Here is a 24,326-nt window from a genome sequence, read left to right as displayed (position 1 = left end):
GCGGTGGCGCGCAACGCTGCTAGCGCAAGTTTCCCGCCAAATGAACAGTATCGCCGACACCAGCCAAACGCACGGGGCGCCAGCCATCAGCGCCAGCCGGCGCTATCTGCACCGACAGCGTTGGGCAGGGCAGGGGCACAGGCTTGACGAAGCGGACGTCGATCTCGCGGAAGCTAATGCCTTGCTGCCTCAGGATCTCGTAGCTGCGCACAAAGCTGCCGAAGCCGTGCAGCACCAGGCTGCGGAACACCGAACGCCGCGCCAATGGGCCGCACCAGTGGATCGGATTGAAGTCGCCAGTCAGCAGCGCAAAGCGCAAACCATCGCGCGCGTCGGCGTGCCATGTACCGGCGGTTTGCCACTGCGGTTCGTCCGGCCGTACTTGCGCCGCCTTCGCTGGACGCGGGCCTGGCAGCAAAAAGCTCATATGCAGGCGGGCTTCCACCAGCGACGGCTGCTGCGTCGTGCCGGTGATGATCTCCACCACCACTTTGATGCGGCCGGGCGTGTGCTCAATCTGATCGACGATGGCGCTGACATGCAACGGCGTGTCGCGCGGCAGCGGGCCATGCACACGCAAGCTGACGCCTTGATTGATTACACTGGTCAGCTTGTACGGCATGCGCAGCAGCAGCTCGCCAACCAGCGGCAAACTCCATTGCGACACCATATGCGGCGGCAGCTCGCCCTCATATGCGCTCGCCGCGCCCGACCAGGCAATGTACTGCGCCACCAAATCCGCCGCCGGCGCATGGATCACCCGCGTCACCGCATCGGTGCCAGGCGCTGGTGGCCGAGATGCCGGCGCGATCGCGTTGAGCACAGTGTGGCCGACGACGCGCGCGCCTATCAGTAGCATCGGCAACTGATGGCGCAGCAGGCGGTACGGCACGCCCGTCATTGCTGAACCGCTTTCACCACCGCCGCCAACAGTGCCTGTGGCTGATACAGCAGCCGATGCGGCGTCAAGCCAAGCCGCACCAGCACCAACTGCTGCGACGGCACGATGGCGATACTCTGCCCATCATGCCCCTCCATCCAATACGTATCGGCAGGAAGCTGAAAACGCGCATCCGGATTCTGCCCCTCCGGCGTAGCACCCGAAGGCCCATACCGCCACACCAAACCCTGGCCATACGCGCCACCCGACGCCGGCGCCACCTGCTGCATCCCGCTGACAAAACCATCCGGCAAATAACGCTTGCCCTGCCAAACGCCGTCCTGCAACAGGAACTGGCCAAACCGCGCCCAATCCTGTGTGGTCGCGTACATATAGCTGGAACCAACCAGATTGCCGCGCGCATCGGCCTCGATCACCGCGCTGCTCATACCCAGCGGTGCGAACAAACGATTATGCGGCAGCGACAGCACCGCAGCCGACACCGCAGCCTTGGCGTCGCCACCAGCAGCCCGCTGCCAGATACGCGACAACAGCACCGTGCTGCCACTCGAATAATTCCACTTGCTGCCCGGCGTCTTTTCCAGCGATTGCGTCGTCGTGAAAGCCGCCATATCCGGCTCTAGGTACAGCATGCGTGTCGCATCCGAGACATCGCCATAGCCCTCATTCCACCGCAAGCCGCTACTCATCGACATCAACTGCGCCAGCGTAATCTGCGCGCGCTCATCGCCAGCCGGCCAGAAACCGCTCTGCTGCAAGGACAGCTTGCCATCCGCGATCTGCATCCCGGCCAGCGCCGCACTGACAGTCTTCGTCATCGACCACCCCAGCAACGGCGACGCCGCCGTGAAGCCAGCGCCATAACGCTGCGCCACCAAGCGCCCGCGATGAATCACCGCCATGCCGCGCATGCCCGGACCGGCCAGCACATCCTGCGCCAGCAAAGCCTGTACCGCCGGATTGGCATCTTCCATCGAACCAGTAGGCCACGGCACATTAGGCGATGGCCCCCAGATCTTGATCGGATTGAATTGATACTGCGAAGCCTGCGCCGCATCACCATCAGGCGCAACCGCGCAGCCGGTGCCGGGGCGGTACACCGCCAGACCGTCGCCAACAAAACCAAAGAACTGCGCCCGCACCGTCTTGCGTTGCTGGTCCACCTGCACCTTCAGATACCTCAGCACCGGATGGCCCGGCGCCTGCACATCATCGGCCAGCACGGCCTGGCCGTCACGGCCGGCGATAAACACATTTGAGCAGACGATCTTTGCGCCGTAATTGGCGCCCACCCGCAGCAACTCGGGCGGCTTTACCGCCAGCGTCGCCACACCGCCCGCCGCAATCACCACCACTGCCGCGGCAGCCAGTAAGAGTTTTGATGCCATTACAAGCTAGCCCTGAATTCAACGCCGATCGCGCGTGGCGGCGTGATGTTGGAATACGGCGCACCGTATTGTTCGGTCTGACCCGCCAGCGTTTGCACATAACGCTGGTCGAACACATTATTGACGATCAGCGCCACGCCGTAGCGCGAGCCTGGACTGTCCCAGCCCACGCGCAGATCGAACTTGCTGGTGGTGGTGCCGGTTTTCAGCGTCGCCGTGCGCAGGCAGCTCAGCGTCGCCGTATCGCTATTGCAGCGCCGCGCCGTGGCATGCGTGCCCTGGAAATTGACGCTGGCGCGGCCGGACGCCGCTTCCCAATTCAGATTGACGCCCGCCATTGCGCTCAGGCGCGGCGTGCCGACCGGCTGGCCGCCCAGATCGAGCGACACATTGCCGGCAGCATCCAGCCGCTGATAGCGCGTGTAGGTCTGATCGATATATTCAAAGCCACCGAACAGCATCACGCGCGACGAGATACGAATGCGGCCATCGACATCCAGTCCGTGCGCCTTCTGGTCGCTGGACACCACGTTATAAGTCGGCAGCGTGCCCACGCTATACAGCTGGATGTCCTGCAAATTCTTGAACTTGTAGACGAACAGTGAAGCGTTGATGGTGGCGCCAAGATTCGGCAACGCCAGTTTCACGCCTGCCTCGAAGTTGGTCATCTTCTCCGGCTCAAAACTGGGATCGCGGCCGGTGCTGGTGGTGGACGCGGGATTCGGCGGCGTGAAGATATTGAAGCCGCCAGCCTGATAACCGCGCGACAGGGATATGAACAGCAGCGTGTCCCGGTCCAGCTTATGGTCCAGCACCAGGCGCGGACTCCAGTCGGTCCAGTCCTTCTCGCGCGACACCGGCGACGACGTCAGTTGCGCCGCCGTCGCAAAAATCACATTGGACGGGAAGGTCGCAGCATTGACGCCGGCCAGCGGGCCAAAGCGATTGAGGAAATCGTCCAGTTGTGACGACACCCGTCCCGGCACATACCACGTCATGCGCTTGCTGTCGCGGGTGTAGCGCAGGCCGACGGTGGCGTTGGTCTGCGGCGTCAGGTGCCAGATGGTGTCGCCGTAGATCGAAGCGGAGCGGGTGCGCACGTCGCTGTAGTGGTCCTCATCCCACGAGAATACACTGTCTGCCTTGATCCCCGCCAGGCCGGCCGCCGCCAGACCGCCGAACAGACGGGCGAAATTCGCCGCACCACCTGTGAACTGGCTCAAGGTGTCCAGCGTGCCGGTGGTAACGTAGGCGCCAGCGTCCTGATGCTCGTTATTGTGATAGAAGCTCACGCCCGCCAGCCAGTCCAGCCGGTCGGTTTTGCCGGACAGCTTGAACTCCTGCTGCAAGCTGCGCGCGCGTTTGGCATCCTGCGTGGTGAGATACAGGTTGGCCCGCGCGCCGCCGTCGTTGTCGGTCAGGTTGTGGGTCTGGAAGCGGCGGTAGGCGGTGATGGAATTGAAGGTCATGCCGCCCAGCGGCGCCTCGATGCGCAGCGTGGCGCCGTCGAACAAGCGGCCTTCGCTGCCTTGCTGGTCGTTGGCCAGCGGCGCGTCCAGCGGATTGACGAAGTTGGCAATATAGGCGGCATCGTACACGCCGCGATAGGCGGCCAGCGGCAGCGCCGGATTCTTGATCACACCGAACGCCGGACGGCCGTACTGCTCCATGTTCTCGTGCTCCCACGCGAATACCACTTTGGCGGCGTCGAAGTCCTTGCGCAGCGAGATGCGGGTAGCCCAGTCCTTGTCGCCGCCGGACTTCTTGCCGGTGGCGGTGTTGTCGGCCCAGCCCTCGCTGCCGTTACGTACCGCGACGATGCGCGCGGCGAAGGTATCGGTGATGGGGAAGTTCATCATCACGTCCGCGTTGGCGCGGCCGAAGTTACCCAGCTTGACGTGGGCTGCGGCATCCAGTTCCTTGCCCGGTTCATTGGTGGCGATGGCGATGGCGCCGGCCGCGCTGTTACGGCCGAATAGCGTGCCTTGCGGTCCCTTGACCACTTCGATGTGCTGGACGTCGATAAAGTTCATCAGCGCACCGCCGGTCTTGCCGGTGTAGACGCCGTCGACGTAGATGCCGACCGGCGAATCGGTGGCGATGCCGAAATCGCCGGCTTGCACGCCTCGGATGCCGAAAGTCGGCTGCGTCGGCTCGATGGTGTCCACTAGCAGGCCAGGGATGTAGCCGTTCAGGGCCGCCAGATCCTTGGCGCCGACAGCGTCGATGTCCTTGGTGGTGAGGACTTGCATGGTCATCGGCACGTCCTGCACCAGCTGCTTGCGCGACTGGGCGGTAACCACCACCGACTGGACGTCATCGGCAGCCCATGCCGGGGGCGCCAAAAAGGCCGCAGCCAGACTGCCGGCGATGACGGTGCGATGTGTGTTCATGTGGTCCTCCTGATCCGGAGGATTATGCCTGCAACAATGGCAGATACTCAAGGCCTAACGTGAAGACGTTCGGACCCGAAGCGCTTTGACCGTCAAGACAGCTGCCGCCGCCCCGAGCAAGTGTGCTTGCCACGCAACGCGTACGCCGGCCGGCAGGTCGGACCAGCCGGTGGCATAGCCGAGGGCTTCCGCGCCGATCTTCACGGCCAGCGCGGCGCCGAGCAGCGCCAGTGCGGCACGAGCGCGGGGACCGGCTTGCGGCCACAAGGTGCATGCCGCCAGCACCACCAGCATTACGGCCATGCCGGACGCGCCGCGGTAATAGATCAGATCCGGCGCCAGAAGCAGCAGGCCGCCGGAAATCAGCGGCGCGGTCAGCGCCACGGCAAGGCACAGCCTTCGCCATCCCAACGCGGGCAGGGCCACCGCGCCCGCCGACGCTGCGGTGGCGAGATCGATCAATGCATGCTGCGTTGAGTAGTGGACCAGATGGCAGGTCCACAGTCGCCAGATTTCGCCCGCCAGAATGGCATGACGGTCGAACTCCAGCAGTTCAGGCATGGCGGCGAACCGCGTACGCCACGCCGGCCAGCAATGCTGCCAGCGCAAGGCTGATCCAGCCCATGGCGCCGCCGCCTTTGTAGCCGGCCTTGTTCTCGACCTGATAGTTGGCGTTGTTCTTGATCCGTTCGCGGAAGCCGTCCAATTCCGTTTGCAGTTGCGGGATCAGCTGGTCGACCGCGCGTGCATAGCCTTCGCCTGCAGCCAGCCGCTGTTTTTCACTGAGACCTGCCCACGTCGCGCCGCCTTTGACGCGGCTGGTGCCCGGCGCGCGGAACAGCAGCTTGTGGCTCTGGACGTCGAACACGGCGGCATCAACCATGGTTTGCACGTCATACTGGTCGCCGTGGATCACGTAGGCGCCGATGATGGTCCAGTACAGCACCGACAGCGCGTTGGTGTCATTGAACTGCACCTGGTCGTAGGAGAGCAGGGTGACCACCTCCACGTCGAACATGCGCGCCACCTGTTCCAGGTTGGTGAAGCCGCCCTTGGCTTGCAGGTACTGGCTTGGAATGATTTCGATCTTGCCGATGTACTGATGCTTTGCGAACGAGTCGCGCACGCGCTCCAGCAATTTGATCTTGGCGGCTTCCGACAAGCCGTTGTTCCAGTTCGCGCCGGGCACGAAGGCAATGCCTACCTTGACCGGCGGCCGCAGTTTGACCACGCTTGGCGCCAGGGTCGGAGCCTCTTTCGCATTCGGATAGAGGTAGTCGACCAGGCTGCCGGTCTGCTTGGCACCATCAGGACTGCGCCAGCCGACGCAGCCACTCAGGCCGGCGGCGACCGCAATGATCAACAGGGCTTTAAGAAATCGCATGTGCTTCTCCGTTCGGTTGCTGGTTCAGGATCTTGTAGCAGCTGATGGCGCCCATCAGCGGTATGCCGATATGGACCACGATCAGCCACCACAGGCTACCGGTCAGCACATAGCCCACGCTGAACAAAATAGCGGAGACGATGCTGAGGGTGATTTGTTTGGGATTGCTGTAGCCATGGCCGGCGCCATACGCCACGCCGGCGATCAGCACCGCGCCCCAGGTGCCGACCAGGGGTGTCAGCACCAGCGTGAGAAAGCCGCGATACAGCAGCTCCCAGCCGCCGCCGATGAACAGCGTGGTCAGCACGAACAGTTTCATTTCGCCGGAGGTGCGTGGCAAGGCGTCGCTGGCGCGCACCTGCTCATACATCTGCGCGACTTTTTCGGGAGGCATTTTCGCTTCGCGCGCCTTGCCGGCGTAGTGCAGCAGGGGCAGGCCGATGATCGGAATCAGCAGGCACCAGAGGGCGGCGCCGGAGGCCGGAACGCCCAGCCCAAGGTCGGATGCGGTGTGGCCACTCCACCAACAGGCTGCCACCAGTGCGATCAACGTCAGGCCTATGCTGCGGATGGTGCCGAGGTAGCGCTGCGCGCGCGACCGCTTGGGCTTATCGCTCTTGTGAATGCTGCGCCATAGCTGTTGGGAAGGGAGAGCCAGGACCAGATAAAACGCCAGCGCAAGATCGATCATATTCGGGCCACCTTAAGGAAAGGACAACGGCCGATTATACGTTACGAAATATGCAATCTGAAAGCGCTGGCGTTCAGGTATCAGTGGGTGCTGCACGCAGTATCGCCGTGCAGCACCGCCGACTTTAGAAGCTGGTCGACAAACCAGCGTAGATGGAGCGGCGTTCGCCGTACTGCGGTGCACCGACGCCGACGCCCGAACCGTCACGCAGCAGGTAGACTTTGTCGAAGGCGTTGATCAGCGCCAGGCGGCCTTCCACGGTGCCGACCGGGGTCGCTTTCCAGGTGTGGGTCAGCGCCAGGTTGACGGTGGCGTAGTGCGGCAGGTGGCCGGAGTTCGGCGCGCCGTTGTCAGGCGTCAGACGCAGGCCGCTGCCGTACAGGAAATCGCCGCTGACCTGCGAATCGCCGAAGTGGTAGTGGGCGCCGCCCGATACCGTTACCGTCTGGTCGTGGTCCACGTGGATGTAGTGGTTGGCGATGTAGGCCAATTCGTCCGGGCCAAACAGCGATTGGCCGGAAGTGATGTTGGTGCCTTCCGCCTTCTGCGTGGTCACGTTGAGGAAGGTGCCCCAGTTTTTCTCGCTGTAGACGCCGGACAGCTCCAGGCCCTTGGCGTAGCCGCGATCGTAGTTGAACGGCGACAGGATCAGCGCCTGGCCGAACTGGCCTTCATCCAGCATGTTGCGGATTTTCTTGTAGTAGGCGTCCGCCGTCACGGTCAGCTGTGGCGTCAGCTGGTGGCTGATGCCGATGTCGTAGTAGTTGGTGCGTTCGGATTTGACGTTATCCGACACGCCCACTTCCGGCGCGTTCGAGGTGCCGGCGTATTTGTCGATGCTGGACTGCGCCGCCAGTTCCTGCGGCGGCGGCGTGAAGTAGCGCGAGTAGCCGGCGTGCAGCGCCGTGCCCTTGGCCAGCTGGTAGGCCACGTTGATGCGCGGGCTCCATTGCTGCTCGTTGACGAAGGCATCCACTTTATCGAAGCGCACGCCGTAGTTGACGGTCAGCGGCGCGGTGATGTGCCATTCGTCCTGCAGGTAGATGCTGGACAGCTTGCCGGTCTTGCTGCTGTTGTCGATGATGGTGCGCGGATCGGTGCTGGCCTGGGTGCCGTCGTCGTTCAGGTCAAACACGCCCACGGTGTTGTCGCTGTGCGTGGTCTGGCGGGTGTAGGCCAGGCCGCTGCGGATGGTGTGCTGGTCATTCAGCTTGTAGCTGGCGTCGAATTGCAGGCCGTTGGCGGTGTTCGAGCGCAGCGTGTTGGATGCGACGCCGTTGTAGGCCAGGTCGCCGATCGCGTCTGGCGTGTAGTGCAGTTCCGAATACTGATGGAAGGCCGAGACCTGGTAATTCAGGTCGCCCAGGCTTTTTTGCAGCGACAGCACCAGGAAGCGGTTTTTCTCGCGCTGGTTTTCGTCCAGTTGCGCCGAGTCGGGCGCGGTGGCACCGGTGACGGCGAATGCCGGTTCCTGATTCGGATTGTTCGGAATCTGGAAGCGGCCGTTGTAGGTGCCGAACATCAGGCCCAGGCGGGTGTTATCGTCCAGGAAGTAGGACAGCACGCCGAACGACTTGGTCTGGTTGGTCTTGTCGTGCAGCGCGCTGGTGGTCGGCAGCGGATTCTCGATCCCCAGCTTGTTGGTCAGGTAGCTGCCGGACAGATAGTAGTTAAAGGCGCCCTGGGTGCCGAAGAATTCCGCGCTCGGCTGGATCTGATCGTGGCTGCCGACCAGCACACCCACGCGGCCGCCCGATTGCGGCAGGCCTTCCTTGGTCTGGATGTCGACGATGCCGGCGGTGCGCAGGCCGAATTGGGCCGGCAGCGCGCCGGTGATGAAATCGGTCGATTCGACGAAACGGGTGTCGATCGACTGGCCGAAACCGCTGATCGATTCCGGCAGCTGCACGCCGTTGACGCGGTACTGCACGTTGGCGTGGTCGTCGCGCACGTGGATCGAACCCGAGCCCTTGGAATCCTGGCTCACGCCCGGAAGACGCAGCAGCACTTCGTTGAACGGCGTGTTGTCGCCCTGGCCCAGCTGGTCGACCATATGTTTGTCGATGCTGTAGATGGTGGTGCCGACGTTCGGCGACAGGTCGATGCGCGCGCTCTTCAGGTGAGCGGCGGTGACTTCCACTTGCTGCATCGGCGCGGCGTCCGGCGCGGTGGCGCTGGCATTGGCGTCAGGGGCGGCATCCTCCGCATAAGCATGGTTGGCATAGAAAGCGGCGGCGATCAGCAGGGGCAGAATACGGAGTTGTGGCTTGTGTTGCATGTTAAATCCTTGAATATACAGACGTGACGATGCACTGGTCCCCTCGCGCAGGAGTGGGCAGCAATGCAGCGATTAAAATTCAGATGGAGAAAACAGCAACGCCGGGCGGCGCGTGAGACGGTGGCATGAGGTAGCCGGTTTGCGCAGCGCGCACCACAGTGCGTGGCGCCAGCACCGGCAGGCTGCTGCTTTGCAGCGCGACCGGGGCCACCAGCAAAGTGGCCGGCGGCACGCCGCCGGCAGGCAGGTGAACCACCGCGCAGGCCGCGCAATCCGGCTCATGCTCGGTGTAGGCGTGGGTATGCGAACTCGCGCCGATCAGCTGCAACGCCAGGAACATCAGCACGAAGAACATCATGACGCGTTGATAACGCGTCTGGCGATGTGGAGTGCTCATAGTGATGGCCGGGGCATGCATCCCCTGATTTTACAGGGGATCTACCATGTTAGACAACGGTTTCCGCGTTAGTGCGCCTGGGAGGCGGCCGAATCGCCCACCAGGCCGCGCCGCGTGGCCAGCACCACGGCATGGGTGCGTGCCGTTGCGCCAAGCTTGTCAAAAAGGCCTTTGACGTGGGTTTTGACGGTGCCGACGCCGATGCCCAGCTCCCGCGCGATCGACTTGTTGCACTGGCCCTGGGCCAGCAGTTGCAGCACGTCGGTCTCGCGGCTGGTCAGGCCGATGCGGGTAAAGCTGTCGGCCACGCAGCGGCTCAGGTCCGCGCTCAGGTAGCGCATGCCGCGGCTCAGCGTGCGCACGGCGGTCAGCAGCTGTTCCGCATCCGAGTTTTGCAGCAGGTAGCCGTGCACGCCGGCCATCATCGCGGTGCGCACTTCCCATTCGCGTTCCAGCTGGGTGACGATCAGCACGCGCGGCTGGCTGTCGCCGTGGTGGGCGTTGGCGGCGCGGCGCATGTGTTCCAGGCCGTTGCGGTGATCGAGGACGATCACGTCGGCGCCGCCAAGGCTGGCCGCCTCGCTGCTGGCAACGGTGATCTGCATGTCGCTGTTGGCGCTCAGCAGGGCGGCCAGGCCGGCGTTGACGATCGGGTCCGAATGTGCGATCAGCACATGGACTTTATCGCCTTGCTGGACGATGCCGTTGGTGTTACCGGTGCCGCCGACGGCAGACTGAGGCCAGGATCGGGTATCCACTCGCATGTCACTCTCCTAAATTGAAAAACTGGTGACTAGAAGATTAAGCTTTTCCAGCGCGTTTGCCACGCCCCGATCCGGGAGGATGGCCATCCCTAGATGGAGGTATAGCCAGACCCTTGCGCCTGTGGCATCCTTGCGCTACATGCCAGAATTTTATCCACGATGTACGAGAAGTACGAGACGCCTATGACTGCCCCGCCTATCAAGATCCTGAGCGTGGACGACCACCCGATGTTCCGCGAAGGCATAGCCAGCGTGATCGCCGATGAGGAGGACATGCAGCTGCTGGAAGAGGCCACCAACGGCGTGCAAGCCGTGGAAGCTTACCGCCGCCTGCAGCCGGACGTCACGCTGATGGACATCCAGATGCCGGACATGAACGGCATCGACGCCACCATCGCCATCCGCAAGGAATTCCCCAACGCCCGCATCGTGGTGCTGACCACGTATGAGGGCGATGTGCTGGCGCAGCGCGCCATCGCCGCCGGCGCCGCCGGCTACCTGCTCAAGAGCATGCTGCGCAAGGAGCTGCTGGCGACCATCCGCACCGTGCACGAGGGGCGCCGCAGCATTCCGGCGGCGGTCGCCAGCGGCATCGCCGAACACTGGCACGAAGGCGCGTTGAGCAAGCGCGAAACCGAAGTGCTGCAACTGGTGGCCGGAGGCCAGAGCAACAAGCGCATCGGCATGCATCTGGCGATTTCGGAAGAAACCGTCAAGGTCCACATGAAGAGCATCCTGGCCAAGCTGAATGCCAGCGACCGCACGCACGCGGTCACGCTGGCCATCGAGCGCGGCATCCTGGACCTGCATTCCTGCGGCGTGATCCAGTAATCCAATACCTATGCGGCCTCGCGCATCAGCCAGCGCCGCAGCGTGCCTGGCTTGCGTTCATACACGGCCGCTCCCGGCGCGCTGACCTGTGCCACCGTGCCCATGCCGGGACGGCACCACAGATCCAGCGCCGCATCGATTTTCATGGCCCGTTCGCGCATGCCGATCAGGCCCCAGTGGCCGGGCAGCTCGCCGGCCGCGAGTACTTTTTCATCGATGCCGCGGCCGTCATCGCGCACCACCAGCGTGAAGTGATCGGCCGCATAGCCCAGTTCCAGCTCGATGCGGCTGGCGCCGGAGTGGCGGAAGGCGTTCAGTAGCGCCTCGCGGCCGATGTGGTACAGGTGTTCGCGCGCGGACTCGGTCAGCGTGGCCTGTTGGCCGGTGACGATCAGCGCGAAGTCGGCCGCGTGCTCCTCGCGCAGGTGCTGGCTCAGTTCACCGAACATATGCGGCAGGTCGTCCAGGTGCGGCACGCTGCGCAGGCCGCGCACCTGGTTGCGGCCTTCGGCCAGCACCTGGTCGGCCTGGTTCAGGATTTTCTCCACCAACTGATAGGCTTCGCCGTCGGGCGGCAGGCGCTTGAGCAGCGTCTGCACGCGCAGCATCAGCCCCTGCACGCTTTGCAGGAAGGTGTCGTGCAGCGTGCGGGCGATGCGTTCGCGCTCGTCGGCGCGGTCCTCCAGCCGCGTGCGCAGCTGGCGGGTGACGTGGCGCAGGCGCAGGCGGTACACCGCTCCTAGCAGCGCCGCCAGCACCAGCACGCACACCAGTTTGAACCATGCGGTTTCCACGAAGGTGGGCGGAATGCTGAAGGCCAGTTGGGCCTCCTGCGGATTCCATACGCCGTCTTCATTGGCCGCCATGACGCGGAAGCGGTATTCGCCCGGATCGAGGTTGGTGTAGAAAGCCTGGCGGCGCGCACCCGGATCTTGCCACTCGTTGTCGACGCCGTCGAGGCGATAGCGGAAGCGCACCCGCTCCGGAATGCTCAGGCTCAGCGCCGTGTAGTCGATGCGCAGGTTGCTGGTCGATTTGGGCAGCATCAGGCCGGGCAGGGGGCTGTAGCGCTGCTCACCGACCGCGATGTCCTGCACCAGCACCGCCGGCGGCACCGGGTTGCGCGTGATGTGGGCCGGATTGATCCAGTTGATGCGGTTGGCGGTGGCCATCCACAGCAGGCCGTCGTCGCCCATCACCAGCGACGGCATTGGCCGCAGTTGCGAGGCGGCGCCCAGCAGGCCATCGTGGGCATCGAAGCGTTCGTATTCCACTTCATAGCCCGGTGTACTCATGGCCCGCGCCACCTGCGCGGCGGTGATGCGGCTCAGGCCTTCGGTGCCGAACAGCCACAGGTCGCCCTGCGCGCTGCGGGTAATGCCGGACACGCCGCGGAATATCTCGCCGCGCAAGCCGTGCAGAGTGGCGAAGCGCTGGCCGTCAAACCAGGCCACGCCACGTTCGCCGCCGGCCCACAGTTCCGTGCCGATGCGGTGCAGGGTCAGCACGTGGCCCAGGTCCAGTCCCTGGTCGGCGCTATAGATATCGACTTTGCCGTCGGCCAGGCGCACGATGTAGTTGCGAATGTAGCCGGCCCACAGCGCACCGTCACTACCGGTTTCCAGCGAGGTGGGGAACTGGTCGCCCATGCCAGGCGTGGACAGCGGCAGCGCCGGCTGGCGGCGCCACTGGCCGTCCTTCAGCAGATACAAGCCCTCGCGCACCACCGACACCCACATGCCGCCGCCGCTGGCGCGGATCAGCGCCTGCACCTCGTAACTCTGCGCTTCCGGCGGCAGCGGATAGCGTTCCACGCGGCCGCCTTCCACGCTCCAGACTTCTTCGTCATTGCCGGCCCAGAGCACGCCGTCCGGATCGCGGTACAGCGCCGAGATATGCCCGGACAGCACGCTGCGCCGTTCGCCCTCTGGCCCCAGCACGCGCAGCGCGCCGACACGGTCGCCGGCCCAGACGCCGCCGCCGGTCACCGGCGCAATCGCCGGGTGGTTGAATACCATTTGCAGCGGTAGCGTCAACAGCCGGTTGTGGCGGAAGCGGTTCAGGCCCGCCGACGTGCCGATCCACACATTGCCTTCGCGGTCCTGGAAAAAGCTCTGCGGCAGGCCGCCGCTCAGATCCTGCCGTTGCGACTCGCTGCTGCCGGCGTTGCGGCGTTCCAGGCCGCCGGCGCGGAAGATCCACTGGTTGCCTTCGCGGTCGAAATACATATTGCTGCCCTGGAGTGCCGTGCGCGCGCTACTGTCGCCGCTGGGCGCCTCTGGTTGCAGGCGATAGTAACTGTCGACGTCCGAGGCCCACAGCGCGCCATCCGGCGCCAGCGCCATGCCGCTCAAATCCCCGTGCGGCCAGGCCGGCATGAACTGCGCGCGGCTGTCGGTGCGGCTGAAGATCCCGCCCTGCATGGCCACCCACTGGCGCCCGCTGCGGTCGAACAGCACCTGGCGCGCGCGCCGCGCCGGCAGGCCGAAGTCGGCGCCGATGGTGACGAAATGGTCGCCGTCCAGCCGCGCCAGGCCGTCGCGCGCGGCGATCCACAGCACGCCGTCCGGCGCGCGCGCAATGCTGGTGATGGCGCCGGACGGCAAGCCCTGGCCGGCGGCGAAGTGGCGCACCTGGTTGTGGCTGAAGTAGCTGATGCCGCCACCGACGCGGTAGCCGACCCACAAGCCGCCTTCCGGCGGCGCATATAAAGTGCGGACATTCGACGACAGCAACGCGTGGCCTTCGACGCTGTCGACCCGTTCATAGCGTTTGCCGTCGAAGCGGTACAAGCCGGTGCCGGCGGCCAGCCATAGCCAGCCATCGCTGGTCTGGGCGATACTGAGGATGTCGACCGGCGCGCTATCGAGCGCGCCCCAGGAGGTATGGGTGAATTGTTCCAGCAGGCGTGCCGGCGGTTGCTGTGCCAGCGCCGGCGGCAGGGCGCACAAAAGCAGGCCGCAAAGGGCGGCAACGGCGGCATGCAGGAGCAGGGAAGCGCGTGCAGTCGTCATGGGGTGTAAGGTATTGGGAGTATGGTCATTTTAGCACCTATTCAAATGCAAGGTGACCCCTCCCAAAAGAGGGGGGAAATGTCAATCAATCCCGGTGATGCCATAGGAGAGAGACATGACTACACTATGCGCACGTCTTAAATTACCGGAGCTCCGCTAAATCATGAAAATGTATATTTTGTCGCTGGCCGTCGGCCTGCTGGTCGGCCTCCTTTACGGCTTCCTTAACGTGCGCTCGCCGGCGCCGCCTGTGATCGCGCTGGTTGGCCTGCTTGGCATCCTGCTGGGTGAACAGCTGCCGCCGCTGCTGCGCCAATTGTGGCAGCCGGAGGCGCCGAAAGTATCGTGGATCGAAGACCACGTCAAGCCGCATTGTTTTGGCCAACTGCCATCCGCACAAAAGTCTGATGAAACCCGGAGCACCTAATGACGCAAACGCATACCACCCCTGACCTGATCCTGCACCGCGGCCTGTTCACCACGCTGGACCGCAGCAACCCGCACGCCGAAGCCGTCGCCATCAAGGATGGCAAGTTCACCGCCGTCGGCCGCGCCAACGAGGTGATGGCCCTGGCCGGACCGAATACCAAGATCATCGACCTGCACGGCAAGCGCGTGCTGCCAGGCCTGATCGACAACCACTGTCACATCATCCGTGGCGGCCTGAATTTCAACCTGGAGCTGCGCTGGGACGGCGTGCGTTCGCTGGCCGACGCCATGGCCATGCTGAAGGCGCAAGTGGCGATCACGCCGGCGCCGCAGTGGGTGCGCGTGGTGGGCGGCTTCACCGAACACCAGTTCGCCGAGAAGCGCCTGCCGACCATCGAGGAACTGAATGCGGTGGCGCCGGATACGCCGGTGTTCATCCTGCACCTGTACGACCGCGCGCTGCTGAACGGCGCCGCGCTGCGCGCCGTCGGCTACACCAAGGACACGCCGGAACCGCAGGGCGGCCAGATCCTGCGCGACGCCAACGGCAATCCCAATGGCCTGCTGCTGGCCAAGCCGAACGCCTCGATCCTGTACGCCACGCTGGCCAAGGGGCCAAAGCTGCCGCTGGAATACCAGGTCAACTCGACCCGCCACTTCATGCGCGAACTGAATCGCCTGGGCGTGACTGGCGTGATCGACGCCGGCGGCGGTTTCCAGAACTATCCGGAAGACTACCAGGTGGTGCAGCAGCTGTCGGACGCCAAGCAGCTGACGGTGCGCATGGCCTACAACCTGTTCACGCAGAAGCCCAAGCAGGAGAAGGAAGACTTCCTGAACTGGACGCAGAGCGTCAAGTACCAGCAGGGCGACGACTACTTCCGCCACAACGGCGCCGGCGAAATGCTGACCTTCTCGGCGGCTGACTTCGAGGACTTCCGCCAGCCACGCCCGGACATGCCGGAGTCGATGGAAGACGACCTGGAAGGCGTGGTGCGCGTGCTGGCGCAGAACCGCTGGCCATGGCGCATGCACGCCACTTACGACGAAACCATCAGCCGCGCGCTGGACGTGTTCGAGCGCGTCAACCAGGACATTCCGCTGGAAGGCCTGAACTGGTTCTTCGACCACGCCGAAACCATTTCGGACCAGTCGATCGACCGCATCGCTGCGCTGGGCGGCGGCATCGCCGTGCAGCACCGCATGGCCTACCAGGGCGAATACTTCATCGAGCGTTATGGCCACGGCGCCGCCGAAGCCACGCCGCCGATCAAGAAGATCATCGACGCCGGCGTGAAAACTTCGGCCGGCACCGACGCCACCCGCGTGGCCTCGTACAATCCATGGGTTTCGCTGGCCTGGATGATCACCGGTAAAACCGTCAGCGGCGCGCAGCTGTACCCGCGCGCCAATTGCCTCGACCGTGAAGCGGCGCTGCGCATGTGGACCGAGAACACCACCTGGTTCTCCAACGAAGAAGGCAAGAAGGGCCGCATCGAAGTGGGCCAGCTGGCCGACATGATCGTGCCGGACAAGGACTTCTACGCCTGCGCCGAAAGCGAAATCTGGGATCTGAGCTCGGAGCTGACCATCGTCGGCGGTAACATCGTCTACGCGGCCGGCACCTTCGCCAGCCACGACCTGCCGCCGCCGCCGGCCATGCCGGACTGGTCGCCGGTGCGCCGTTTCGGCGGCTACGCCGGCTGGGGCGAGAAGCAGGGCACCAGCCGCGCCGCGCTGAAGGAACTGGAACAGCGCCAGTTGCAGCAGAAGCGTGAGCGCGAGCAGCAGGCCGCTGCCTGCGGTTGCGCCAACAACTGCAATGTGCACGGCCACCAGCACGCCAACTCATGGGGCAGCAAGGCGCCGGTATCGGACCTGAAGAGCTTCTGGGGCGCGCTGGGTTGCGCCTGCTGGGCAGTCTGATGCGCTCGCAGTGGATTGAGCGATTCTTTCTGCTGCTGTTGTGTGCCGCCTATCTGCAGGGCGGCATCAACAAGCTGATGGATTTTAATTCGGCCATCGGCGAGATGCAGCATTTCGGCCTGTCGCCGGCGGCGCCGCTGGCGGCGCTGGTGATCGCGCTGGAGCTGGGCGCCTCGGTGGCCATCATCGCCGGCGTGTATCGCTGGCTGGGCGCAGGTTTCCTCGGCGTGTTCACGCTGATGGCAAGCTTCGTCGCCAATCGCTTCTGGGAGATGGGTGGCCAGGAGCGCTTCATGGCGGCGAATAGTTTTTTCGAGCATGTGGGTTTGACCGGCGCTTTCCTGCTGGTGGCCTGGCTCGATTTCAAGAAAGGTAGTAATGGAACGCGGTGATACTAAACAAGGCGTAGCGCTCGGATTTTTGGCCGGCTACGTCGATACGCTGGGCTTTGTCGGCCTGTTTGGCCTGTTCACGGCCCACGTGACAGGCAACTTTGTGCTGATCGGCCGGGCCTTGATCGAGCCTTTTGAAGCCGTCGGCATCAAGCTGCTGGTGTTCCCGGTGTTTATCCTGTTTGTCGCGATGGCGCGGCTGGCGATTGTGCATTGGGATCGCAACGGCAGCAAGACGCTGCGCAACAGTTTCCTGTTCCAGCTGTTCATGATGCTGGCGACCGTGATCTGCGCATGGCAGGCGGCGCCGGTGGTAGAGGCCTCGGCGCCATTGACGTTATTGACCGGCTCCCTGTGCGCCGGCGCGATGGCGATCCAGAATGCCTACGGCAAGCTGTTGTTGAGCAAAACCTCGGCCACCACCGTCATGACGGGTAATGTGACCGGGCTGGTGATCGAGCTGGTGGATTCCATGCGGGGCGACCCGGAAGCCATCGGCCGTTGCCGCAAGCTGACCTGGCCGGTGTTGGCGTTTGCCGCCGGCTGCATGAGCGGCGGCGTGGCGTTCGTGCAGTTTGGCTTCCACGGCCTGCTGCTGCCGTGCGCCATCCTGGTAGCCCTGGCCGCGACGGCCAAGGACTAAATTGAAATAATGCCGCGCTTGAGGGCGATCGTTACCGCGTGGGTGCGATCGTTGGCGGCCAGCTTGGCCAGCACGTTCTTCATGTGAGCCTTGACGGTTTCCTCGGAAATCGTCAGGCGCTCGGCGATGCGGCGGTTGGAATGCCCACTCGCCGCCAGATTCAACACTTCCATCTCGCGCGAGCTCAACGGACCCTGGCCCATGTGCTGGGCCAGTTCCATCGCGATCTCCGGCGGAATGCGGCGCTGTCCCATGTGGACGCCGCGCACCGTGTCCAGCAAATCCTTGCGCAGTGTGCTCTTCAACAGGAAGCCGGCGGCGCCGCCTTGCACGGCGCGCAAAATCTGCGCGTCGCCCTTGTAGGTGGTCAGCATGACGACGCGGGCATTGTTATGCTCGCGCCGGATCTCATGCAGGGCCTGCACGCCATCCAGCTCCGGCATGGCGATGTCCATGATGGTGACATCGGGCCGCAGCTGGGTGTAGGCGTCCACGGCTTCGCGGCCGTTGCAGGCTTCCCCCACTACTCGCATATCCGGCTGGCTGGAGATGGCCTCGCCCAGGCCGGCACGCAGCAGGGGATGGTCGTCGACGACGAGCACAGAGATGGAATTAAATGAGGTACGCGTGTCCATGATGATCAGTATTCCTGAAGTTGCTGACGGATTGCTGACGGGGTGCTTACTAGCGCAACTGGGAGTAGGCAACCGGCAGCCAGTCGTAGCCCTTGCCGTCCACCCGCAGGTGGCCCAGGCCGGGGAACGACAGGTGACCGGCGCCAACCAGCGCGCCTTCCTTGGCGACCGCCTGGAACACCTTGGTGCGCGAAGCCAGGGCCGACTTGGCGTCGCTGTCAAAGCCGATCGTCACTTCCGGGTGGTCCAATTGTACCGCTGCCACGTGGATCAGGTCACCCACCAGCACCATTTTTTTGCCTTTGCTTTCGAAGGTGTAAATGGTGTGGCCCGGCGTGTGGCCGTAGGCCGAGGTGGCGCGCACGCCCGGCGCCAGCTCGGTGTCGCCGCTGAACGGTTTCAGGTGCTGGGCAGTCGCATACGGGGTCAGCGAGGCCATCGCGCCCTGGAAGAAGCCTTTGCTGTCGGCCGGGGCCTTGTCCAGGTTGGCCTGGCTCAGCCAGAAGTCGGTGTCGTGCTTGTCGGCGCGGACGATGGCGTTGGGGAACACCAGCTTGCCGTCGGCCGCCAGGCCGCCGACGTGATCCGGGTGCAGGTGGGTCAGGTAGATTTCATCGATCTGCTCAGGCTGGTAGCCGGAGGCCTTGATGTTGGCCAGAAGCTTGCCCAGCGTTGGGCCGAACAGGCTGCCGGCGCCGCTGTCCACCAGGATCAGCTTGCCGCCGGTGTTAACCAGGAAGGCGTTGACCGAAGCTTCGGTCGGCACCGACTGGTAATTGCGGGCCAGGGCTTTCTTGGTGACGTCGGCCGGCTCGTGCAGCAATTTGTCGAACGGCAGGTCGACGGTGCCGTCGCTGATAGCGGTAACTTCGAAATCACCCAGCATGACGCGGTAGAAGCCGGGAGCGTTGGTGCCGGCCAGCGGCGCGGCGGCAAAGGCAGGGGCAGCGGAAGCAAAGGCCAGCGCAGCGAACAGTGGTGTGAACTTCATATTGGCGTCCTTAACAATTCAGTGATGAACGAAGTATGCATCTTTGCAAAAAATGGCACAATACGGAATAAAGCAAAGAGTCTTTGCAGATTCGACAAAGATGTATGGCTATGGAGAGAACTGTGATAACTGGCCTGAAATGCTTTGTGACGGTGGTGGAACTGCGTAGCTTGTCCAAGGCGGCGGTGCACCTTGAGATGGCGGTATCGTCTGTTTCCCGAAAGATAGATGCGCTGGAAGCGGAGCTGGGCGCGCGGTTGCTGTTGCGCAGTTCGCGCCAGGTGATTGTGACCGACGCCGGCGAACGCTTTTTGCCGCGCGCCCGCAATATACTGGCTGAACTGGCGGATGGCAAGAACGCCGTGCAGGAACTGGACAGCGAACCGCGCGGCCTGCTGACCGTGACGGCGCCGGCCGCGTTCGGCCGCTTGCACGTGGCGCCGGCGATTGCCGCCTTCCTGCAGCGCCACCCGCTGATCGAGGTCGACCTGCATGTGAGCGACGATGTGGTGGACTTGTCGGCGCGGCGAGTGGATGTGGCGGTGCGCGCCGGCGTGCTGCCGGCCAGCGACCTGGTGGCCACCTGGCTGGCCGGCATGAACCGCGTGGTCAGCGCCAGCCCGGCCTATCTGGCGCGCCATGGCTGGCCGCAGAAGCCGGAAGATCTGCTCGATCATCAATGCCTGACTGTGAATGGCAGGGTGGCGCCACGCGGCTGGTGGCGCTTTGAGGGCGTCAATGGCAATCAGCCGTTGCCGGTGCGGGGCAAGCTGCGCTGCGACGATACCGACTCATTGCTGCATGCGGCCATCAGCGGCGCCGGCATTGCGCACCTGGCCAACTGGCTGGTGAGCGACGCCATCGTGGCCGGCCAGCTGGTGCCGGTGTTCCCGATGCCGCCGGTCGAACGCAGCGAGATTGCACCGCGCCGCGATCCGGCCGATCCGGCCATCCATGCGGTGCACATGCCGGGCCGCTCAAACCAGGCCAAGGCGCAGCTGCTGATACGTCATTTGAAGGAATATTTCGGCAGTCCGCCGTATTGGGACCTCGCGATGGAGGCCGCCGGGGCGGGCGAACGCCACGCCCCGTGAAGGAGAGAGGGTGGGGAGGGTTAATCCCAGTCGCCACCACCACCACCGCTGCCGCCGTCATCCCAGCCGCCGCTGACGCCGAAGTCGTTGCCGCCCATGTCGTCGCGGCGCAGCAGATCGTCGCGCGCCGCTGGGTCGTCATAGACGATGTCGTTGCGCGACTGGTCTACATTGCTGGCGTTGGCCTCGTGGCCGCCGGTGAACTGGCGTGCCAGTGCCTCACCCGCGACGATACCCGCACCCACCGCCGCACCTGTTGCCAGGCCGCCCATGATGCGCGAACCCATGCCAGGCTGCGCCGGCTGCTGCGGATAGCCGCCTTGCTGGCCCCAGCCGGCCTGGCCGTAGCCCGGTTGTGGCGGCACGCCGCCCGGAGCATAGCCTGGCGCCGCGCCAGGGTTGTAGCCGGCCGGGCTGTAACCGTCATTAACAGCTGCCTGTTGTTGGCGACGCGCCATGAAGCGGGTCGCCAGCCAGATAAAACCCGCCAGGCCGGCGCCGATGATCAGGATGCCGCCCCAGCCGATGCCGCTGCTCTGCGGTGCGTTGGCGTAGCCGCCGCTGCCGTAGTTGCTGCCGCCATTGCCGCCGGTAGTCGCATGGTTGCTGCTGCGTTTTTGCGAGTAATCCGTCTTCTGGCCTTCAGCCAGCAGCGTGCGCAGCTTGCTCACGGCCTCCGGCTTGACCTTTGGCAGGCCGGGTGACAATTCCTCGGCCTTGGCCAGCGAAGTCTGGGCGGCAGCAAACTTGCCTTGCTTGGCAAGCAACTCCGCTTCGACAAAATGCGCGCTGGCGCTCTTCGGATGGGCCGCCAGCACCTGGTCCATCATGGACTGGGCTTCGGCGAACTTGCCGGCATTGGCCGCCGCATAGACCTCCTGGATGGTGGGCTCGGCGGCAAATACGGGGGCTGCCAGCGCCAGGGCGCTAGCCAGCAGAGTGATACGTGCAATAGATTTAGCCGTCATGTCATACCTCCTAGTGAAGACGAGCCTAAGATGACGCCAGTTTACGCCATTTTCAAGGGGCTGGCGGTGCGTTGCCGCACCGCCTCCCAAGAGGAGGAGATGGCGCTGGCCACGAGATCGGCGGTGGCGGCCGATAAAGTCCAGCCCAGATGACCGTGGCCGGTGTTGTAGAACACCCCCGGCGCCTTGCCGGGACCGACGCGCGGCATCAGATCCGGCATCATCGGCCGCAGCCCGGCCCACGGCGTGATGCTGCGCGTGCAGACCTCGGGGAAGTTTTGCCGCACCCAGTCGGTCAGCGGCGCGATGCGGTCGGCGCGGATGTCGCGGTTATGGCCATGGAATTCGGCGCTGCCGGCCACCCGCAGGCGATCCTCGCCCAGCCGGCTGCATACCAGCTTGACCGTGTCGTCGACCAGGCTGACGTTCGGCGCGGCGGCGCGGCTGGCCGCATCGTCCAGCTGCACGGTGACCGAATAGCCCTTGACCGGATAGACGTTGACGCTGTCGCCGACTTGCGCGGCCAGCGCGCGGCTGGCGGCGCCGGCGCAGATTACCACCGCGTCATAGCGGCTGGTCTCGGCGCCTTCGCCTTGCAGCACGGTGACGTCGACGCCGTCCGCACCGGCGTCCAAATGCACCACCTGCTGGTGATAGCGCAGCTGCGCACCGAGGCGCTGCGCCGCCTGCGCCAGGCCGGTGGTGAACTTGTGGATGTCGCCGCTGCTGTCGCTGTCGGTGAAATGGCCGCCGTAAAATTCGCCGCGCAGGGCCGGTTCGATGGCGCGCATCTCGTCCGGTGTGACGGCGCGGCGCGTCACGCCACCACGCGCCAGCAGCTTGCTGACCGCCACCGCATGTTCGAACTCCGCGCGGTCGCGGTGGATGTGCAGGATGCCCTGGCGCTGCAAATCAAATGCGATATGTTCATCTTCTGCCCACTGGAACAGATGGTCGCGCGCCGCCACCGCCATACGCGCCAGGGCAATCGTGTTGTGGTGGTAGTTGGGCATGGCCGACACAAACTCGGCAAACCAGGACAGCTTGTGCCAGGTGGGATGCAGGTGCACCAGCAGCGGTGCGTCGCTGCGCAACATCCATTGCAGCGCCTTGCCGATGGTGGCGCGGTGATTCCACACTTCCGCATTGGAGGCCGACAGCTGGCCGCCGTTGGCATACGAGGTTTCCATCGCCGGATAGCGATGACGTTCCAGCAGGGTGACGGCGAAGCCGCGCTTGGCGAGGGCATAGGCGGTCGTCACGCCGGTGACGCCGCCGCCGATGATGGCGATGGTTTTCATGATGGTGCTGACAAGCTTACAAGAAAACCATCGACCTACAAAAGATTTTTATGCCTTCTGTTGTTTGGTGATATAGCGATCGATCACGGTCGGCAGCACCGTCAGCGGCACGCCGCAGCTTTCCACCAGCGCGTCGTTGAAGCCGGCCAGGTCGAACTTGCCGCCCAGGGCCTGCCTGGCGCGTTCGCGCTGGCTGATGATTTCGTTATGGCCCATCTTGTAGCCGCAGGCCTGGCCCGGCGATACCGTGTAGCGGTCGATTTCGCTGGTCATGGCTTGCTGGCCGCGGCCGGTGTTCTCGACCAGGAAGCGGATCGCCTGCTCGCGCGTCCACTTCATCGCGTGCATGCCGGTGTCGACCACCAGGCGGCAGGCGCGGAATTGCTGCGCTTGCAGGTAGCCGATCTGGCTGAACGGATCGTTGGCGTACAGGCCGAATTCGTCGACCAGCTGTTCCGAATACAGGGCCCAGCCTTCGACAAACGCGTTAAAGCCAATCAGCGAGGAAATCAGCGGCAGGTCGGCGTGATGCTCGGCCAGATAGGCGCCTTGCCAGGCGTGGCCCGGAATGCCTTCGTGCGCGGTCAGCGTCGACAATTCAGACTTCGGCCACAGCTTGGTCGATTTCAGGTTGACGTAGTAGATGGCCGGGCGCTTGCCGTCCAGCGACGCAAAGTTCATATAGCCCAGCGGCGCGCCGGCTTCGATATCGATCGGCACGCGCTTGATTTGCAGCGGCGCTTTCATGTCCAGGTGCGAAATTTGCGGCATCAGCTTGCGCACCGCGTCGACGCGCTCGTTGCAATAGGCGATCAGCTCCGCGCGGCCCTTGTCGTTGTCGGCGTAGAAGCGGCTCGGGTCTTTGGAGAGACCGAGCAGGCGCTGGCCGACCGTGCCCTGGGTGATGCCCTGTTTTTTCAGGATGGCGTCGATGCGCGCTTGCAGCTGCTTGTTCTGTTCCAGGCCGATGGCGTGGATTTCCTTGGCGCTGTGGGTGGTCGAGGTGCCGAGGCGCAGCGCCCACTCGTAGTAGGCCGCGCCGTCCGGCAGGCGGTGCACGCCGGCCACGTTGGTGGCTTTGGCGGCGGCCTTGCTGAAGGTGGCGATCTGGCGGTCCAGCGCCGGATAGACCGAGTCTTCCACCAGTTTCAGTGCGCGCGCGTGCCAGTCGCCGGCGATGTTGAGTTTCTGTGTGCGCTCGGTGATCGAAGTCACCAGCTTTTGACTGGCGGCGGCGGTCTTGCGGAAGTCCTGCAACTGGCCCAGCGCGGTCTTGCAGATGAAGTCCGGCGGCGCGATGCCCTGGCCGGATTGTTCGGCGATGCGGGCGGTTTCCTGGTCCAGCAACCTGGCCATGCCGGCCAGGCGCGCCAGGTAGGCGTCGGCATCGGCGGCGTTGGCGATCTGGTGCTGCGAGTCGAGGAATTCCGGAATGCGGGTCAGCGTGCCATCCTGCTGCGTGACCGGGAACGGCGCGGTGCCGCCATTGAAGCCGCTGGCCGCGCCGCCGAACGGGAAGCGCAGGCCTTGCACGCCCGATTCGGCGGCGTAGGCGATGGTGTCGTAGCGGATTTGCGCATCGGCGCTGAGCGTCGCGCGGTTGATGCCGCGCAGGCGGCTCTGGATCGATTTGACTTCGTCGGCCCAGGCTTTGTCGCCGGCCGGCGACAGGTCTTCCAGCTGCGCCTTCAGCGCGGCGCGCACGCCGCTGTCCAGTCCCAGGCCGGTGGCGCTGGTCGGCGACAGGCGCAGGACTTCATCGGCGATATCGTCCAGCAGCTTGGAGAAGCTGGCGTCGGCCGGTGAAGCGGTGGCGGCCCAGGCCAGGCCGGGGACGGCGCCGACGGCGGTGGCGGAGAGGGCGGCCAACAGCAGGTCGCGGCGGGAAGGGTTGTGAAGACTCATG

At 64.4% G+C, this 24,326-nt stretch carries 21 protein-coding genes; 6 read left to right on the top strand and 15 right to left on the bottom strand.

The window, feature by feature from the left end:
* Window positions 1-19: 19 nt before the first annotated feature.
* The 9 genes from GTP69_RS10465 to GTP69_RS10425 form a co-directional block, all read right to left on the bottom strand.
* Entirely contained in the window at window positions 20-901 is an 882-nt protein-coding gene (locus GTP69_RS10465; RefSeq protein WP_161054833.1) for a MaoC/PaaZ C-terminal domain-containing protein, read from the bottom strand.
* Window positions 898-2,289 carry a serine hydrolase domain-containing protein gene (locus GTP69_RS10460; RefSeq protein WP_161054832.1) on the bottom strand — a complete coding sequence of 464 codons (1,392 nt, stop codon included), beginning with the start codon at window positions 2,287-2,289 and terminating at the stop codon, window positions 898-900. The genes GTP69_RS10465 and GTP69_RS10460 overlap by 4 nt, the downstream gene beginning before the upstream one ends.
* Entirely contained in the window at window positions 2,289-4,682 is a 2,394-nt protein-coding gene (locus tag GTP69_RS10455) for a TonB-dependent receptor (protein ID WP_161054831.1), read from the bottom strand. The genes GTP69_RS10460 and GTP69_RS10455 overlap by 1 nt, the downstream gene beginning before the upstream one ends.
* Window positions 4,683-4,736: 54 nt before the next feature.
* On the bottom strand, window positions 4,737-5,243 hold the full coding sequence (gene rrtA, locus GTP69_RS10450) for a rhombosortase (protein WP_161054830.1): 507 nt from the start codon (window positions 5,241-5,243) through the stop codon (window positions 4,737-4,739).
* Window positions 5,236-6,066, bottom strand: a complete 831-nt coding sequence (rhlP, locus tag GTP69_RS10445) for a rhombotarget lipoprotein (protein WP_161054829.1) — start codon at window positions 6,064-6,066, stop codon at window positions 5,236-5,238. The genes rrtA and rhlP overlap by 8 nt, the downstream gene beginning before the upstream one ends.
* On the bottom strand, window positions 6,053-6,757 hold the full coding sequence (locus GTP69_RS10440) for a CPBP family intramembrane glutamic endopeptidase (RefSeq protein ID WP_161054828.1): 705 nt from the start codon (window positions 6,755-6,757) through the stop codon (window positions 6,053-6,055). Before GTP69_RS10440 ends, rhlP begins: the two co-directional genes overlap by 14 nt.
* Window positions 6,758-6,881: 124 nt before the next feature.
* A complete protein-coding gene (locus GTP69_RS10435) occupies window positions 6,882-9,035 on the bottom strand; it encodes a TonB-dependent receptor (RefSeq protein WP_161054827.1) in 2,154 nt (717 codons plus the stop codon).
* A 79-nt stretch (window positions 9,036-9,114) separates the two neighbouring features.
* Window positions 9,115-9,432, bottom strand: a complete 318-nt coding sequence (locus GTP69_RS10430) for a hypothetical protein (RefSeq protein WP_229260885.1) — start codon at window positions 9,430-9,432, stop codon at window positions 9,115-9,117.
* A 68-nt stretch (window positions 9,433-9,500) separates the two neighbouring features.
* On the bottom strand, window positions 9,501-10,196 hold the full coding sequence (locus GTP69_RS10425) for a LuxR C-terminal-related transcriptional regulator (protein ID WP_161054826.1): 696 nt from the start codon (window positions 10,194-10,196) through the stop codon (window positions 9,501-9,503).
* Between the two features lie 183 nt (window positions 10,197-10,379).
* Between GTP69_RS10425 and GTP69_RS10420 the strand changes: the two genes are divergently transcribed.
* Window positions 10,380-11,027, top strand: a complete 648-nt coding sequence (locus tag GTP69_RS10420; protein WP_161054825.1) for a response regulator — start codon at window positions 10,380-10,382, stop codon at window positions 11,025-11,027.
* A gap of 8 nt (window positions 11,028-11,035) precedes the next feature.
* On the opposite strand, the gene GTP69_RS10415 is transcribed toward GTP69_RS10420, so the two are convergent.
* Complete coding sequence (locus GTP69_RS10415) at window positions 11,036-14,041, bottom strand: ligand-binding sensor domain-containing protein (RefSeq protein ID WP_161054824.1); 3,006 nt, start codon at window positions 14,039-14,041, stop codon at window positions 11,036-11,038.
* A gap of 163 nt (window positions 14,042-14,204) precedes the next feature.
* On the opposite strand from GTP69_RS10415, the gene GTP69_RS10410 reads away from it, so the two are divergent.
* The 4 genes from GTP69_RS10410 to GTP69_RS10395 are packed head-to-tail and all read left to right on the top strand — an operon-like array spanning window position 14,205 to window position 17,431.
* Window positions 14,205-14,468, top strand: a complete 264-nt coding sequence (locus tag GTP69_RS10410; protein WP_161054823.1) for a DUF1427 family protein — start codon at window positions 14,205-14,207, stop codon at window positions 14,466-14,468.
* Window positions 14,468-16,396 (top strand): amidohydrolase, encoded by a 1,929-nt coding sequence (locus GTP69_RS10405; protein ID WP_161054822.1) that lies wholly within the window; start codon window positions 14,468-14,470, stop codon window positions 16,394-16,396. The genes GTP69_RS10410 and GTP69_RS10405 overlap by 1 nt, the downstream gene beginning before the upstream one ends.
* Window positions 16,396-16,788: a DoxX family protein gene (locus tag GTP69_RS10400; RefSeq protein ID WP_161054821.1), complete on the top strand. Its 393-nt coding sequence runs from the start codon at window positions 16,396-16,398 to the stop codon at window positions 16,786-16,788. Before GTP69_RS10405 ends, GTP69_RS10400 begins: the two co-directional genes overlap by 1 nt.
* Entirely contained in the window at window positions 16,775-17,431 is a 657-nt protein-coding gene (locus GTP69_RS10395; protein WP_161054820.1) for a YoaK family protein, read from the top strand. Before GTP69_RS10400 ends, GTP69_RS10395 begins: the two co-directional genes overlap by 14 nt.
* On the opposite strand, the gene GTP69_RS10390 is transcribed toward GTP69_RS10395, so the two are convergent.
* Both GTP69_RS10390 and GTP69_RS10385 read right to left on the bottom strand, forming a co-directional pair.
* Window positions 17,428-18,066: a response regulator gene (locus GTP69_RS10390; RefSeq protein WP_161054819.1), complete on the bottom strand. Its 639-nt coding sequence runs from the start codon at window positions 18,064-18,066 to the stop codon at window positions 17,428-17,430. The two genes, GTP69_RS10395 and GTP69_RS10390, sit on opposite strands and share 4 nt — an antisense overlap.
* 49 nt (window positions 18,067-18,115) lie before the next feature.
* Complete coding sequence (locus GTP69_RS10385; RefSeq protein WP_161054818.1) at window positions 18,116-19,057, bottom strand: MBL fold metallo-hydrolase; 942 nt, start codon at window positions 19,055-19,057, stop codon at window positions 18,116-18,118.
* 122 nt (window positions 19,058-19,179) lie between these two features.
* Here GTP69_RS10385 and GTP69_RS10380 point away from each other — a divergent pair, with 122 nt between their 5' ends.
* Entirely contained in the window at window positions 19,180-20,151 is a 972-nt protein-coding gene (locus GTP69_RS10380) for a LysR family transcriptional regulator (protein ID WP_371867888.1), read from the top strand.
* Window positions 20,152-20,171: 20 nt separating this feature from the next.
* On the opposite strand, the gene GTP69_RS10375 is transcribed toward GTP69_RS10380, so the two are convergent.
* Genes GTP69_RS10375 through GTP69_RS10365 form a run of 3 tightly spaced genes read right to left on the bottom strand, consistent with a single transcriptional unit; the run spans window position 20,172 to window position 24,325 of the window.
* Window positions 20,172-21,119 carry a tetratricopeptide repeat protein gene (locus GTP69_RS10375; protein ID WP_161054816.1) on the bottom strand — a complete coding sequence of 316 codons (948 nt, stop codon included), beginning with the start codon at window positions 21,117-21,119 and terminating at the stop codon, window positions 20,172-20,174.
* A gap of 41 nt (window positions 21,120-21,160) precedes the next feature.
* Window positions 21,161-22,420: a D-amino acid dehydrogenase gene (locus tag GTP69_RS10370; RefSeq protein WP_161054815.1), complete on the bottom strand. Its 1,260-nt coding sequence runs from the start codon at window positions 22,418-22,420 to the stop codon at window positions 21,161-21,163.
* Between the two features lie 48 nt (window positions 22,421-22,468).
* Window positions 22,469-24,325 carry a DUF885 domain-containing protein gene (locus GTP69_RS10365; RefSeq protein WP_161054814.1) on the bottom strand — a complete coding sequence of 619 codons (1,857 nt, stop codon included), beginning with the start codon at window positions 24,323-24,325 and terminating at the stop codon, window positions 22,469-22,471.
* Window position 24,326 lies beyond the last annotated feature (1 nt).

The sequence above is a fragment of the Duganella levis genome, from assembly GCF_009857605.1.
Classification (GTDB): domain Bacteria; phylum Pseudomonadota; class Gammaproteobacteria; order Burkholderiales; family Burkholderiaceae_D; genus Rugamonas; species Rugamonas levis.
This window is presented reverse-complemented; position numbering and strand designations above follow the sequence as displayed.